General features: G+C 72.0%; 9 protein-coding genes and 1 tRNA gene. 1 reads left to right on the forward strand and 9 read right to left on the reverse strand.

Annotated features, from left to right (window positions below):
* Nucleotides 1–135: 135 nt before the first annotated feature.
* Complete coding sequence (locus B1759_RS05610) at nt 136–1,065, reverse strand: NUDIX hydrolase (RefSeq protein ID WP_095514047.1); 930 nt, start codon at nt 1,063–1,065, stop codon at nt 136–138.
* Between the two features lie 138 nt (nt 1,066–1,203).
* Between B1759_RS05610 and B1759_RS05615 the strand changes: the two genes are divergently transcribed.
* Nucleotides 1,204–1,279 (forward strand) — tRNA-Gly (locus tag B1759_RS05615).
* A 70-nt stretch (nt 1,280–1,349) separates the two neighbouring features.
* Here B1759_RS05615 and B1759_RS05620 read toward each other — a convergent pair.
* From B1759_RS05620 to B1759_RS05655, 8 genes are read right to left on the reverse strand one after another with little or no spacing between them, the layout of a single operon-like run.
* Nucleotides 1,350–3,215 carry an FG-GAP-like repeat-containing protein gene (locus B1759_RS05620; protein ID WP_095514048.1) on the reverse strand — a complete coding sequence of 622 codons (1,866 nt, stop codon included), beginning with the start codon at nt 3,213–3,215 and terminating at the stop codon, nt 1,350–1,352.
* Nucleotides 3,182–4,408, reverse strand: coding sequence for a glycoside hydrolase family 27 protein (locus B1759_RS05625; protein WP_095514049.1), 1,227 nt, complete (start codon nt 4,406–4,408; stop codon nt 3,182–3,184). Before B1759_RS05625 ends, B1759_RS05620 begins: the two co-directional genes overlap by 34 nt.
* A gap of 16 nt (nt 4,409–4,424) precedes the next feature.
* Nucleotides 4,425–5,582 carry a galactokinase gene (gene galK / locus B1759_RS05630; RefSeq protein ID WP_095514050.1) on the reverse strand — a complete coding sequence of 386 codons (1,158 nt, stop codon included), beginning with the start codon at nt 5,580–5,582 and terminating at the stop codon, nt 4,425–4,427.
* Nucleotides 5,575–6,570, reverse strand: a complete 996-nt coding sequence (locus tag B1759_RS05635) for a sugar phosphate nucleotidyltransferase (protein ID WP_095514051.1) — start codon at nt 6,568–6,570, stop codon at nt 5,575–5,577. Before B1759_RS05635 ends, galK begins: the two co-directional genes overlap by 8 nt.
* Before the next feature lie 5 nt (nt 6,571–6,575).
* Nucleotides 6,576–8,606, reverse strand: a complete 2,031-nt coding sequence (locus B1759_RS05640) for a glycoside hydrolase family 9 protein (RefSeq protein ID WP_095514052.1) — start codon at nt 8,604–8,606, stop codon at nt 6,576–6,578.
* Nucleotides 8,607–8,608: 2 nt separating this feature from the next.
* Nucleotides 8,609–9,970 (reverse strand): sugar MFS transporter, encoded by a 1,362-nt coding sequence (locus B1759_RS05645; RefSeq protein ID WP_095514053.1) that lies wholly within the window; start codon nt 9,968–9,970, stop codon nt 8,609–8,611.
* Entirely contained in the window at nt 9,967–12,744 is a 2,778-nt protein-coding gene (locus tag B1759_RS05650) for a CBM35 domain-containing protein (protein WP_095514054.1), read from the reverse strand. Before B1759_RS05650 ends, B1759_RS05645 begins: the two co-directional genes overlap by 4 nt.
* A gap of 12 nt (nt 12,745–12,756) precedes the next feature.
* Nucleotides 12,757–13,905, reverse strand: coding sequence for a glycoside hydrolase family 26 protein (locus B1759_RS05655; protein ID WP_095514055.1), 1,149 nt, complete (start codon nt 13,903–13,905; stop codon nt 12,757–12,759).
* Nucleotide 13,906 lies beyond the last annotated feature (1 nt).

The raw sequence follows: 13,906 nt of genomic DNA on the forward strand, positions 1-13,906 counted from the left end.
TCGGGGCGGAGCCGGAGCGACGGTCCGCGGAGCGAGGAGCGCGACCGCGACGTGGTCGCGCAGCCCGGCGGACGCGCCGCCGGGGGGTACCGTGAGGGGCGTTTCGATCAGGTCCTGCAGCGGACTGCGGCCCGTCTACTCCTCCTCCTCGGCCTCGGGCAGGCCGTCGTCGAAGGCACCGGACACCTGGCCGACATCCTTGAGGTCGGCTGCGCCGCCGCGGTCGGCGTCGACGATCACGTTGTCGGAATCGATCTCGCGCTCGACCGTCACCTGGTAGCGCATAAAGTCCTCGGAGGCGCCGCCGGGGCCGGCTTCCTCGCCCGAGAGCGGGATGGCCTGGATGACGGTCCACCCCTGCCCGACCTTCTGGCCGATCTGGTTCATGTGGGCGTCGACGCCGTCGTTCTCTTCGACGTTGACGCTGACGAGGAGGGTCTGCTGTTCTTTCTGCATGGAAGGCGGGATGGGCGATGAAGACAGGACCCCCTCAACGCGGCTGGGTCCTCCGGGTTCAACGAGGAGGCCACGCGCCTGCGCCCAGAAGATGGCCGCCGCGTGGATGCCGTGGACGATCCGCTCGTCCTCTACCAGCCTCGCCAGGTGCTCCACAGGGACGAGGCGCACCTGGAGATCCTCGGTCGCGTCCAGCGTCGGCGCCCCGACGACGCGGCAGCCGTGCGCGACGTAGAGGTGTCCGGAGTTGGTGTGGCGGCCGGGCTCGACGGCCAGCGCCCCGAGGCGGACCCACGCATCGGCCTCGTAGCCGGTCTCCTCCCTCAGTTCGCGGCGAGCAGCGGCCTCGGGCGTCTCGCCGGGGTCGATGGCACCCGCGGGAAGCTCCAGCGTCACCCGGTCGATGCCGTAGCGGTACTGCTCGACCAGCACCACCTGCCCGTCGACGGTGAGCGCGAGCACGCACGCCCAGTCCGGGTACTCGGCCACGTGGTACTCGTCCAGGACTTCGCCGTTCGGGAGGCGGACGCGGTCCTCCCGCAGCGTCATCCACCAACGGTCGACGAGAATGCGGCTGGCGAGCCGGGTCCAGCGGCCGGGCGTGTCCATAGCGGTTGGCGGGCGTGGCAAGCTACTGGGCGCCGGACACAGAGACGACGTGAAGAGAAGTCGCGCAGAGGCCTGGCGCGTTGACTTGTGCCGAGGGCGGCCCGTAGTTTGGCCCTCCGCTCGACAGAGAGCGGGCTTGCGGAACTAGCTCAGCTGGTAGAGCGCCACCTTGCCAAGGTGGAGGTCGCGGGTTCGAGTCCCGTGTTCCGCTCCATACGAAACGCCCCCGGAGACGCCTCCGGGGGCGTTTTTCGTGTTCGCGACACCGCGAGCGCCCCCCTGAGTCAGTGGGCTCGAATCAGACGGGCGACGGCTGGAGGCCTGCCCGGCGAGGTGGCGACGACGAGGTACACCCCGGGCGGCACGATCCGACCCCGAGCGTCACGCCCCTCCCACCACACGGTTTGCTCACCGCCCGGAACCGTCGCGAGGGAGCAGATCCGGCGCCCGAGCACGTCCACGACCGCGAGATCCACCATCGCGCCCGGCGGAGACGTGACGTGGACCGTCACCGGCCCCAGGCTGGGATTCGGTGTGATGGCAGACACCCGAAGCGGCGAGGTCCCCTCGAGAGCCTCCTCTGACGTGACCGGCTGCCCGTCGACGAGCCCGCCTCCCTGACGGATGCGGATGTGCTGATCGGTGGAGAGCCCCGTCACCATGTCCGTGCCGCCGCCCGGCCACCGAACGACGACCCGGTCGACCCTCTCCGCCTCGCCCAAGCCGACGTGGACCGGTGCCAGGCTCTGCCCGAGAAACTGCGCGCCGTGATGCGCGCGTACCCATCGCTGCCCGCCCGCCTCCACCTCCACGACAGCGCCCAGACCGGCCGTGTTCAGGGCGCCTCCTTCCAGGGAGACGGACAACCACGCGCCGCCGTCGGCCCGGTTGGCGTAGAAGTGAGGAGCGCGCGCGACGTTGGCGACGAGCACGTCGAGGCGGCCGTCCGCGTCGGCATCGAACACGACGAGGCCGCGGGCAGGGTCGAGGTCGTCCACGCCCAGGGCCGAGGCGACGTCGGCGAGCGGAAACGCGCCTGCGTTCTCGAAGAGGGCATTCCGGGTATCGAGCGCGAAGTACCCATTCACGACGAAGAGGTCCTGATCGCCGTCGTTCTCCAGGTCGAAGATCTCGGCGCCCCAGCCCCAGCCCGTCCGGTCCACACCGGCGACCCCAGCCTGGTCCGTGTATCCCCCCGCCTCGTGCGCGACGAAGAGCGCGTTGGTCTGCGAGGGCGAGTCGGCCCGGTTGGTGAGGAAGAGGTCGTCGCGGCCATCGCCGTCCAGATCTCCGAGGGCGAGCCCCATTCCTTCACCGCTGTCCTCCAGGCCCAGCGCAGCAGTCGCCTCAGCGAACGTGCCCGTGCCGTCGTTGAGGTAGAGCCGGTTGGCGCCGAAGTCGTTGGCGTCGTAGAGGTCGAGGTCCCCATCCCCGTCCACGTCGACCGGGAGGGTGGTGTAGGTCTTGCCGGTGTCGCCGAGGCCCCGAGCCGTGCCCACCTCGGTGAACGTGCCGTCGCCGTCGTTCTCGAAGTAGAGGTTCGCGAGGTCGCGCGCCTCCCCCGCCCCGACGTAGTCCTCCCACACGCCGACGTGCAGGTCGAGGTCGCCGTCGGAGTCGAGGTCGGCCCAGAGGGCGCTCGTGGACAACTGGGTCGCGCCGCCCGCGACCCCTGCCGCGGCCGTCACGTCGCTGAACGTGCCGTCGCCGTTGTTGCGGAAGAGCTGGTTGGGACCGGCATGCGTGAGGTAGAGGTCGGGCCAGCCGTCGCCGTCGTAGTCGCCCCAGGCGGCGCCCAGCTTGGCGCCGTTGCCCGCCGTGTTGGGCAGGCCGAGCCCCGCCGACCCCGCGACGCCGGCGGTCAGCGTCCGGTCGTCGAAGGTGCCGGTGCCGTCGTTGCGGAAGAGCCGGCTCCAGGTGACCGGCCGCGCCGGGTCGTAGGCCTCGCGGACGACGACGTACACGTCGAGGTCGCCGTCGCGGTCGTAGTCCGCCACGGCGACGCCGTTGGCGCCTGCGACGGCCCCCAGCCCGGCGGTGAAGGTGCGGTACTCGAACCCCTGCGCGGCGCCGGCCGGGGAGCCGGCGAGCACCGCCAGCAGGAGCGCGAGCCGCCTCACCCGCCCGCCCGCGTGAGGCGGACCATCCACACGTCGCGACCGGGGACCGTGACCGCGAGCGGCGACGCCGTCGTCCCCGCGTCGGCGTGACGGAAGAGGTCGCGGATGGCGTAGGTGTGCTGGTCGAAGTGGGGTCGGTTCTGCGAGAAGGCGTCCTCGACGTGCTCCTCGGGCCAGTCGAAGGTGACCGCACGCGGGTCGTCGTTGCGGTTGAGGATCGCCATCGCCCAGTCGCCGTCGGCCAGCGGCTTGAACCAGACCTCGACGCCCCCCGCCCGCTTGTGCGGGAAGCCCTCGACGCCGAGCGGGTCCTGGTCGACCGCGATCACCTCCTGGTTGGTCAGGATCTCGCGCGTAGCCTCGGTCATCGAGCGGACATCGTTGCCGGCGATCAGCGGCGCGTGGAGCATGGCCCACATCGCGAAGTGCGCCCGGTCCTCGTTCGGGGCTGGCATGTTGCCCACTTCCATCATGTCGGGGTCGTTCCAATGGCCCGGCGCGGCGTGGACGCGCAGCCCGCGCTCGACCTGCATGTCGAGGATGCGCATGACGCCCCACGAGTTCCAGTTGCCGTGGCTGACGACGCAGTCCCAGCAGTTGATGATGTCGCCGCTCGTCCGCCACATGTGGCCGATGTCCTTGGCCCAGGTCCAGGGCTGGTTGTCGCCCCACTCGCAGATCGAGAAGAAGATGTCCCGGCCCGACGCCGCGAGTGCGTTCCGCATCGTCCGATACGCCTCCGGTGCATTTCGGCCCTCGGTGTTGCACCAGTCGTACTTGAGGTAATCGATGCCCCAGCGGGCGTACTGGAGCGCGTCCTGGTACTCATAGCCCTGGCTGCCGGGCCGCCCGGCGCACGTCTGCGTCCCGGCGTCAGAGTAGATGCCCAGTTTGAGGTCGAGCGAGTGGACGTAATCGGCGAGGGCCCGCATGCCGGACGGGAAGCGCTCGGGGTCGGGCTGGATGAAGCCGTCGGCGTCGCGCTCGCCGTGCCAGCAGTCGTCGATGTTGACGTACGTGTAGCCCGCGTCGCGCATGCCGCTCGCCACGATGGCGTCGGCGGTCTCGCGGATGAGCGACTCGTCGATGTCGCAGGCGAAGGTGTTCCACGAGTTCCAGCCCATCGGCGGGGTCGCGGCCAGGTCGGCAGCCTTGGGCGCGTTCTGCTGTGCCCACGTGGGCACCGAGGCAGTCAGAGCGAGGAGGAGAACGAGGAGACGCATGGCGGAGGGAAGACGGTCAGAGAAAGAGGGCAGGAACGGGTTCGAGCGAGGCCCCGCCGACGGCGCGGACACGGTAGGCGGTCGGCGCGTGGCCCGTCCACTGGCGGTAGGCGAGGGCGGCCGCCTCGGCGACCGCCTCGGCCCGGTCGGAGGCGACGAGCGCAACGACGCAGCCGCCGAACCCGGCGCCGGTCATCCGGGCGCCGTAGCACCCGGGCTGTGCCTGGGCGGCCTCGACGAAGGCGTCGAGGGCGGGGCTCGACACCTCGTAGTCGTCGCGGAGGCTGGCGTGGCTGGCGGCCATCAGCGCCCCGACGCGGGCGGCGTCGCCCTGTCGCATGGCGTCGGCGGCAGCCAGGACGCGGGCGTTCTCCGTGACCACGTGGCGGGCACGGCGCACCTGGGTGGGCATCAGCACGTCCTCGGCCGCCTGGAGGCCGTCGAGCGTGGCGTCGCGAAGCGCGGGGACGCCGAGAACGCGGGCGACGCGCTCGCACGTCTCACGACGGGCGTTGTAGGCGCTGTCCACCAGCCCCCGCCGCGTGCCGGTGTCGAGCACGAGAACGGTCGTCCAGGCGGGCAGCGGGGTCGGGGTGACGGCGAGCGAGCGGCAGTCGAGCAGGACAGCATGCCCGGCCACGCCGCAGGCGCTCGCCATCTGGTCCATCACGCCGCAGCGGACGCCCACCCACTCGTTCTCAGCGCGCTGCGCGGTCCGAGCCATGTCGGCGGGGTCCCAGTCGAGCCCGGCGCCTTCGGAGAGCGCCCGCGCCACGGCCAGTTCCAGCGCCGCCGACGACGAGAGGCCCGCCCCCTCGGGCACGTCCGACGCCAGCACGCCCTCCAGCCCACGCAACTCGTGCCCCTGCGCCTGGAGCGCCCAGGCCACGCCCTTCGCGTACTCGCCCCACCCGTCTCCCCTTTCCATCGCCCCGAGGCGGAAGTCGGCTGGCTCGGTCGCCCGCGTGCTGTGCAGGACCACCCGGTCGTCGTCGCGGGGGCGGACGGCGAGCCAGACGGCCTGCTCGATCGCCAGTGGCATCACGAAGCCGTCGTTGTAGTCGGTGTGCTCGCCGATCAGGTTGACGCGTCCGGGCGCCCGGACGACGTGCACGGGCGGGGCGCCGAATCGGTGGCGGAACGCCTCGGTGACGGAGACGCGGAGGTCAGCCATGAGCGATCGCGTCGTCACCCAGGGTGAACGTGCCCGTGAGTCCCTCGACGGTCGCTCGCTCGCCCACGAGCGAATCGGTCAGCTCGGCATCGCGGACCGTCGCCCCGGCCATGACCACGGTGGCGCGGAGGACGGAATCCTCGACGACGGCCCCCGCCTCCACGACCGCGTGCGGCCCCACCACCGAACGGCGAACCGTCGCGTCGGGATGGACGAACGACGGGGCAGCAACGGCCACCTCGGCCGCCGTCGGTTCGTGCTCGCCCGTCTCCAGTAGCGCGCGGACGGTCTCGCGATACGAGGCCAGCGTGCCCGTGTCGAGCCACCGCGCGGCCGGGGCCGTCGCCATCCGCGCGCCCCGCTGGACGAGGCGGTCGTAGGCGTCGGTCAGTTGGAACTCGCCGCCCGCGCCCGTCGCCCCGGTCGTGATCATCTCGTCCACCACGGCCCGCAGGTCGCGGCCGTCGCGAACGTAGTAGGCTCCGATCAGGGTCTCGCGGTGCGTGGCGTCCGGCGGCTTCTCGATCAGGCCCGTGATGCGCCCGCCGTCGTCGCGCACGACGACCCCGAAGCGCCGCGGGTCCTCCACCTCGACGGTCCACGCGAGGAGGTCGACCCCGTCGAGCGGCACGTCGGCGGAGGGGGTGAACAGGGTATCGCCCCAACAGGTCAGGACCTCCCCGTCGAGCGCGTCGCCCGCGCACGCGATGGCGTGGGCCGTCCCCAGCGGCTCGGGCTGGAGGGCAAACGAGGCCCCCAGTCCCTCGGCCGCGCACGCCTCGGTGAGGCGACGGCGCAGGTTGGCGTCCGCCGTCGGCCCGAGCACGAACACGACCTCCTCGACGACCCGGCCGAGCGCGCCCGCGAAGGCGTCGAGCAGGCGCGCGATCGCGGGGCTGCCCACGAGCGGGAGCAGCGGCTTGGGGGTCGTGTGGCTGAAGGGCCGCAGGCGCGTCCCCCGCCCCCCCATCGGGAGGATCAGGCGCATCGGAGTCAGCGGACGAGGGTCAGCGCCCGGCTGGCGGCGCCCGTCGGCGTGCCGAGGTGGACGACGTAGACACCGGCGGGCAACCCGGCTGCGGCGAGGGCGACGGTGTGCGGTCCTGCCGCCAACGGTCCGTTGTGGGCGCGCCGCACCTCGCGGCCGAGCAGGTCCACCAAGCGGACCGTCACGTCCCCGGCCTCGTCCAGGCGGAACCGGACGGTCGCCGGACCGGCGGCCGGGTTGGGCGAGACCGACAGGCCGAGGTCGACGGCCTCGGCGCCCGGCTCGGCGTCCACGGGGCCGCCCGTGGCCGAGAGCGCGGCCTCGATGCCGACGGCGAGGTGGACGAGCGGCGCGTTCCAGTTGATCGCCACCTCGTTGGAGGCGTAGCTGCACCACACGTCCGTGTAGGAGCGCGCGGGCAGGCTCGACGGGTACCCGGCGCAGCCGTCCTGCTGGCCCGGGTTGGGGCCGCCCGCGATCAGGCCGGGGATCGGGCCGTCGTAGAAGCGCGGGTTGCGCGTGAGCGCGCGGGACGGCCGGTGGTGCGGGTTCTGGGGCGTCTTGTCGCCCACGCCCGTCACGAACGAGTAGCCCGTCGCGTTGCGCCCCAGGAGGTAGTCCAGCGAGGCGATGGCCGCGTCGAGGTAGTCGCGGTCGCCGGTGAGCCGGTGCGCGATCAGCAGCGCGACGCCCTGGTTGGCGGCCACCGAGTTGCTGCCCCAGCCGAAGTTCCAGCTGTCGATCCCCATCGGGACGCCGTACGGGGTGCTGGAGAGCGCCCCGACGAACCGGTCGGCCATGGCGAGCAGGCTCTGCTCCAGCGCGGCCCCGTTCACCTCGGGCCCGAGGTCGGCGCGGTGTGCCAGCAGCGAGTGGACGCCCAACTCGCGGACGCCGCCCCAGTACGGCAGGCCCACGCCGCCCGTCGGAAAGCCGCCCACGGCCGTGCGGAAGCTGTCGGCGCCCGTTGTGAGGTAGAGCTCCATCGCGGCCCAGTCGAACTCGTCGGCGAACGAGCCGTCGCCGTACTCGCCCGTGTTGATGTTGGGGTCGAAGGCCGCGTTGAGGGCGCCCTGGTCGTAGCGGACGCTGGGGTTCGCGCGGGCCCATGTCCAGGCGTCGAGCGCGGCCGTGCGGAGCGAGTCGGCCAGGCCGGGCAGCGCGTCCGGGAAGTCGGTCGCGATGCGGGAGGCCTGCGCCATCGTGGCCGCGAAGTCGAGCGTCGCCGCGGTGCCCTTCTGGACGACGTAGCGCGTCGCGGTCGCCTGATCAGGCGCCACCTCGCCCTCGAAGTTGGCGGTCGTCAGCTTGTGGTAGACGCCGCCGTCGGTGTCCTGCATCGCCAGCATCCAGCGGACGTTCCACAGCGCCTCGTCGATCAGGTCGGGCACCGCGTCGCCGCTCTCCGGGATGCCGACCTCGAAGGCGGTGACGTAGCCCGGCTCCCACTCGTAGAGCGACAGCAGCGTGCCGACGGAGATGCCGGAGTTGACGATGTATTTGTTGTAGTCGCCCGCGTCGTACCAGCCCTTCGGTGCCGAGAGCACCGTCCCGGTCGGGCGCTCGGCCGTGGCTGCGGAGGCGTGGACGAGCACCTGGGTGTCGGGGTGTCCGCCCACTCGCGCCCACGGCCCCGCGAACGCCTCGGGCAGGTCGGTCGACGCCCGCTGGAAGTAGAAGCTCTTCAGCGCCGCCCGCGCCGCCTGCTCGTGGACGGCCTCGCGGACCTCGAACGGGTACGACGCCCCCACCCCGTCCACTTCGACGACGTAGGTGCCCGGGGCCGTCACGTCCGAGAAGTCGACCCGGCGGACCGTCTCGCCGGAGGCGGACCACGTCCGCGCCGGGCCGAGCGTGCCGGTCCACACGGCGTCGCCGCCGCCCTCGGGGCGGATCGAGACGGCCACCTCGCCTGCGCCGACGACAACGGCCACCTTCGGCCCGTCCGGGTAGAAGCCGACCTGGTTGAGACGGATCGCCTCGGTCTGCGCCGCCACCGAGGCGGACAGGGCGAGGACAAGCAGGAGAGTGCGCATGATCAGACGGGAATGGACGGTAGAGAGGGGGCGGGCGTGACGCGGGCGCGGCTCAGCCCGTACGCCGCGATCGTCCCGTAGCAGAGAGTCAGTACCAGAAAGGCGGGCTGGACGCCGACGGCGTCGGCCAGGGCACCGTAGAGGGGCGGGATTACCGCGCCGCCCACGATGGCCGTGCACAGAACGCCCGAGCCCTGCGCCGTGTGCTCGCCCAGCCCGTCGATGGCGAGCGTAAAGATGGTCGCGAACTGGATCGAGTTGCACAGGCCGATGGCGAGGATCGCAACCATCGCCACGACGCCGCCCGACGAGACGGTGACGGCCAGCAGCGTGATGGCCAGCCCGGCGAACACGGCCAGCAGCCGCCCCGGCGACACCACCTGGAGCAGCGCCGAGCCGACGAAGCGGCCCACCATCGCCCCGCCCCAGTAGAGCGCCACGAACGTGCCGGCCAGCCGCTCCACGTTGAACGTCGTGTAGTCGCCGCCGGACAGGAACCCGGCCACGCCCGCCAGCGCCGGCGTCTCGGCGACGAGCGTCGCCACATCGAGCGTCAGGAAGTAGTTGACGAGGTAGCTCCCGATGGTCACCTCGGCGCCGACGTACAGGAAGATGCCGACGGCGCCCCAGACGAGGGGCCGCGAGGCCAGCGCCCCCCGGTAGCTGCCCGACGTGTCGTGGTCGGTCTCCAGGATCCTCGGCAGCCGAAACAGCCCGAAGCCGACCGCCAGCACGGCGAGCGCGACGGCCAGCACGACGAACGGCGTCTGCACCGTGCCCGCCTCGGCGGCGTAGTAGGCCGCCTGCTCCGCCTCCCCGAGCGCCCCGATCTGGTCGGACGAGAGGACCGTGTTGCCCAGGATGAACGCGGCGCCGACGAGCGGCGCGATCGTCGTCCCCAACGAGTTGAACGCCTGGGCGAGGTTGAGGCGGCTCGACGCCGTCCGCGCCGGGCCGAGGGCGGCGACGTAGGGGTTGGCGGCCACCTGCAGGACCGTGATCCCGCCCGCGAGCACGAACATCGCCAGCAGGAAGAGCGCGTACACGCGGAGCCCCGCCGCAGGCACGAACAGCAGGCAGCCGACCGCCATTGCCAGCAGCCCGACGACGGCGCCCCGCTTGTAGCCCACCCGCGCGATCAGCACGCCGCTCGGGATCGACAGGAGCAGGTAGGCGGCGAAGAAGGCGAACTGGACGAGGGCGGCCTCGAAGTAGCTCAGCTCGAACACGGCCTTCAGCCGCGGCACGAGCGCGTCCACCATGACGGTGATGAACCCCCACAGGAAGAACAGCGTCGTGACGACGGCGAACGCGCCGCGCAGGCCGCGGACGGCCGCCGACTCGGGGGCGACGGGCTCGCTCATCGGGCCACCGCGATCTGCCGGACGACGGCCTCGCCGCCGCCCTGGAGGCGGACGAGGTAGATGCCGCTCGACAGGCCCGAGGTGTCGAACCGCACCTCGTGACGCCCGGCTGCACGCGGGCCGTCGGCGAGGGTGGCGATGCGGCGGCCGGTCACGTCGAACACGTCGAGGCGGACCGACCCGGGCGCGGCAGTCTCGAACGGGATCACGGTCGTCGCCGAGACCGGGTTGGGCACGGCGGGCAGCAGCCGGAGCGCCGCGTCCGCGTCCGCCTCGGTGGCGACGCCGAGGAACGCGGCCTCCTCCACGCCGAGGTAGTCGATGTCCATGTAGCCCCAGAAGCGCTCCAGGCGAATCTCGTTCGTCCCCGCCGCCAGGTCCACCTCGACGCTCCGCTGGAGCCATGCGTTGGTGGCCCCCGTGAAGCGCACCGTCGTCGAGTCGCCGTCGACGACGACGTACTGCGTCTTCTCGTCGAACGGCAGCCGGTAGCCGACCGAGAGCAGGTACGTCCCCGCGCGGCCGATCTCGACGTCCCATGCCAGGGTGCCGCCGTCCTCGCCGTTGAGGCTCACGTAGCCGCCGCCGCTCGCCCCGTCGCCGGTGCCGATCACCGTGTCGCCGGTCCGCGTCGCGGCCTCGGCCTCGAAGCGGCGGAACGCGTCGGCCGGGGCGACGGTGACCGGGTAGGCGGCCGTCGAGACGGCGATGCCGGTGTCGTCGGTGGCGATAGCGGTCAGGACGTGCGCGCCCTCGGCCGCGTCGGGCCAGGTGGCCGTGAACGGGGCCGCGTCGTCGGTCGCCAGTTCGGTGCCGTCGAGGTAGAACACCACGCTCGCCACAGTCCCGTCGGCATCGGTCGCCGCAGCGGCGACGGCGACGCTCGTGCCCGGCGCGACGACCGCCATCAGGCCGGGGGCGGTGATCTCAACCGACGGCGGCTGCACCGACGACTCCAGGCCGTAGACCTCCAGTTCGAACAGCGAGTAGCCGTACTGGGTGCCGCCGATCGTCACCCGCTCCATGCCGTGCATCCGGACATAGCGGGCGCTTACGGGCGTGTCGAACAGGACCTCGTCCGTGCCGCCGTCGCCGGCGGCCTCGGTGAACACGGGCGTCCAGAGCACCCCGTCGTACGAGGTCTCGATGGCGTACTGCGTAGCGTAGGCCGCCTCCCAGTCCAGCATGACGCGCGCCACGTCGAACGCGCCACCCAGGTCGACCGCCAGCCACTCGTCGTCGGGGTCGTCGTCGAGTTGGTCGTCCGCCGTGCCGCCGCCGGAGCCGTCGTTCCAGGCGCTCGACCAGCGCGTCGCCGGGTCGCCGTCGACGGCCGCCTCGGGCCCACGGCCGGTCCCACAGCACGTCTCGTAGGTGGACGCCGTCGCCACCGAGCCCCGAGCGCGGTTGACCTGATCGGGGTCGAGCACCGTCACCGTGACCGCCTCGGTGAGCGTGTCGGTCGCGTCGTCGGTGTTGGTGGCGACGAGCGTGTAGGTGGTCGTCTCCGTCGGCGCGACCGTCATCGTGCCCACCGGGTCGACGGGCGTGCCGTCCAGCGTGACGGTCGCGTGGCTGGCCGACCAGCTCAGGACGCTCTCCTGCCCCGCCTCGATGCCCTGAGGCGAGGCCATGAACGAGGTCAGCTGGAAGCCCGGGTCGATGTCCACGTCGGCCGGGTGGAGGGCGAACATCGTCGCCGCGTTTTCCAGGATGCGGGGCCAGTTGACGACGCCCTCGGCGCCGTTCGGGAAGTTGTACCACTGCCAGCCCATCGCCCCGGCATAGCCCCGGTCGTAGAGCGTCGTGTAGGCGTCCTCGTACGGCACGCCGAAGATGGCATCGTCGTCGCCGTCGCCCGAGCCGCTGTGGCCGCCGCCGAGGAAGAACTCGGCCATCACGATGGGCTTGTCGAGGCCCCAGTGGTCGGCGTCGTGGTGGAACGGCGAGAGCGTCGTCCCGCCCCACTCGTAGTAGTGGACGCTGTAGAAGTCGAGCGTGCCGTCGGCGTCACCGCCGGCCGCGATCAGCTCGGCGTCGGAGTAGTAGTTCTTGTTGTTGGCACCCGGCACCACGTCCGACGAGGCGCGGAAGCTCCAGGAGCCGTTGGTCACGAGCGCGCCCGGCGCGGCGCGGTGGATGGCACCGGCCGTCTGGTTCACGAACCGCTGGATGTCCGTCATGTTGACGCGCGTGGGCGTCCACCCGAACTGCCCGGCCATGCCCTCGGGCTCGTTGAAGATCTCCCAGGCGACCACGGCCGGGTGGTCGGCCAGTGCCTCCACCATCGGCGTCAGCGCGTTGTCGATGTAGGTCTGCGTCAGGTCCGCGCTCTGCAGCAGCGCCTGGTTCTGCGCCAGCTTCGTCGCCGAGCGCCCGCTCTGCAGCATGTCGAACGACCACAGGCAGAGCACGAGCCCGACCTCGTTCTCCCACGCCAGGTCGAGGATGGCCTCCAGGTCCGCGATCGCCCCCTCCCCTGGCCCAGTGATGACGCCCACCTCGGCCGTGCTGTAGGCCGGGGTCACGTCGCCCGTCGTGTGGAGCCACAGGCGCATGCTGTTGCCGCCGCTGGCGTGCAGGTCGCTGAACGCCTCCTCGAAGCGCGCGAGGTTGGTCGCCCCTGGCCCGATGTCGCGGGCGAAGTTGACCCAGGCGACGTTGCCGCCGCTCAGCCACAGGTCCTGGTCGTTGAACCGGATCGTCTCCTGTGCCGACGGGGCGACCGAGGCAGAGAAAACGAGCGCGGCCAGCAGAGCGAGGGAGCGGGTCATAGGTCGGAGGGGCTAGCGCGTGTAGAGGTCGGGGAGGTCGCCTTCGAGCAGCACGAAGTCGGTCTCCGCGAAGCGGCGGAAGTCGTCGGCGTCGGCGCCGCCGGGGTGGGGTCCGAACCAGTGCGTCGTGCTCTCCCCCTGCGCCTCGCGGACGGCGGCGGTGGCGTTGCGCCAGACGAGGGCGTAGGCGACGCGGCGCGCGTCCGGGTCCGCCTCGATGGCGCGGAGCAGACGGTTCGTCCACCAGTCGTCGTCGGGGACGCCCTCCAGGCCGGTCTCCGAGAGGACGGCCAGCTTGCCGCGCGCCTCGGCCATGCGCACGACCATGCCGAGGCGGCGCGTCATGTCCGAGACGGTCGAGTCTGTCTTGAGCGCCTGGTAGTCGTCGGAGCCGAGCACGTCCACGTAGGCGTCGCCGGGGTAGCGCTCCAGGTACTCGGCCTCGGTCTCGAAGACGTCAGGCGAATAGACGTAGAGCAGGTTGTGCAGCCCCTTCTCGTCGCGCAGGTACTCGACGGTCATCCGCCAGAGCGCCTGGTAGTCCGCCACGGTGGTCTGCTCGGCGCCCCACCAGAACCAGCTCCCGGTGTGCTCGTGGTACGGCCGGAACAGGACCGGGATGGGCCGACCGTCGACGTCGCGCAGGCCATCGACGAAGCGGGCGAACGTGTCGAGCCAGGACAGGAACTGGGCGTGGTTCTCGGCGCCCGGGAGCACCGTCGCCACGCCGCCGGGGGTCCGGTCCCAGGTGTTGCCGCCCGTCGCCGGGTGGGCCATGTGCCACGCGAGCGTGATCACGCCGCCCCGCGCGTGGCCCTCACGGATCCACCCCTGCATGTCGTCGAAGTCGACGCCGTCGAGGTTCTGGTCCGCCCCCAGTTCCAGATCGCCCAGCTCCCAGCCGTAGACGGCCGGGTAGTCGCCCGCCACGTCGCGCACGTCCGACCGGCCCGCCTCGCGCACCCAGTCGACGCCGTACGCGAGCGCGTCCTGGTGCCCGAACAGCAGGTGGTCCGGCGCGATCCGCTGGAGGTTGACGAACAGCGCCCGCGTCTCGGGCGTCGCGCGGTCGTCGACGAGGTCCGGCCCGCCCGCCAGGTTCGCCGAGGCGGAGCAGGCGGACAGGGCGAGGGCGAACAGGAGCAGCAGGGAGCGGCGCATC

Source organism: Rubrivirga sp. SAORIC476 (assembly GCF_002283555.1).
GTDB lineage: Bacteria > Bacteroidota > Rhodothermia > Rhodothermales > Rubricoccaceae > Rubrivirga.

Excerpts from the sequence above, each read along its gene's own strand:
- B1759_RS05610 (WP_095514047.1), bottom strand. The coding sequence starts at position 1,065 with ATGGACACGCCCGGCCGCTGGACCCGGCTCGCCAGCCGCATTCTCGTC.
- B1759_RS05625 (WP_095514049.1), bottom strand. The coding sequence starts at position 4,408 with ATGCGTCTCCTCGTTCTCCTCCTCGCTCTGACTGCCTCGGTGCCCACG.
- galK (WP_095514050.1), bottom strand. The coding sequence starts at position 5,582 with ATGGCTGACCTCCGCGTCTCCGTCACCGAGGCGTTCCGCCACCGATTC.
- B1759_RS05635 (WP_095514051.1), bottom strand. The coding sequence starts at position 6,570 with ATGCGCCTGATCCTCCCGATGGGGGGGCGGGGGACGCGCCTGCGGCCC.
- B1759_RS05640 (WP_095514052.1), bottom strand. The coding sequence starts at position 8,606 with ATGCGCACTCTCCTGCTTGTCCTCGCCCTGTCCGCCTCGGTGGCGGCG.
- B1759_RS05645 (WP_095514053.1), bottom strand. The coding sequence starts at position 9,970 with ATGAGCGAGCCCGTCGCCCCCGAGTCGGCGGCCGTCCGCGGCCTGCGC.
- B1759_RS05650 (WP_095514054.1), bottom strand. The coding sequence starts at position 12,744 with ATGACCCGCTCCCTCGCTCTGCTGGCCGCGCTCGTTTTCTCTGCCTCG.
- B1759_RS05655 (WP_095514055.1), bottom strand. The coding sequence starts at position 13,905 with ATGCGCCGCTCCCTGCTGCTCCTGTTCGCCCTCGCCCTGTCCGCCTGC.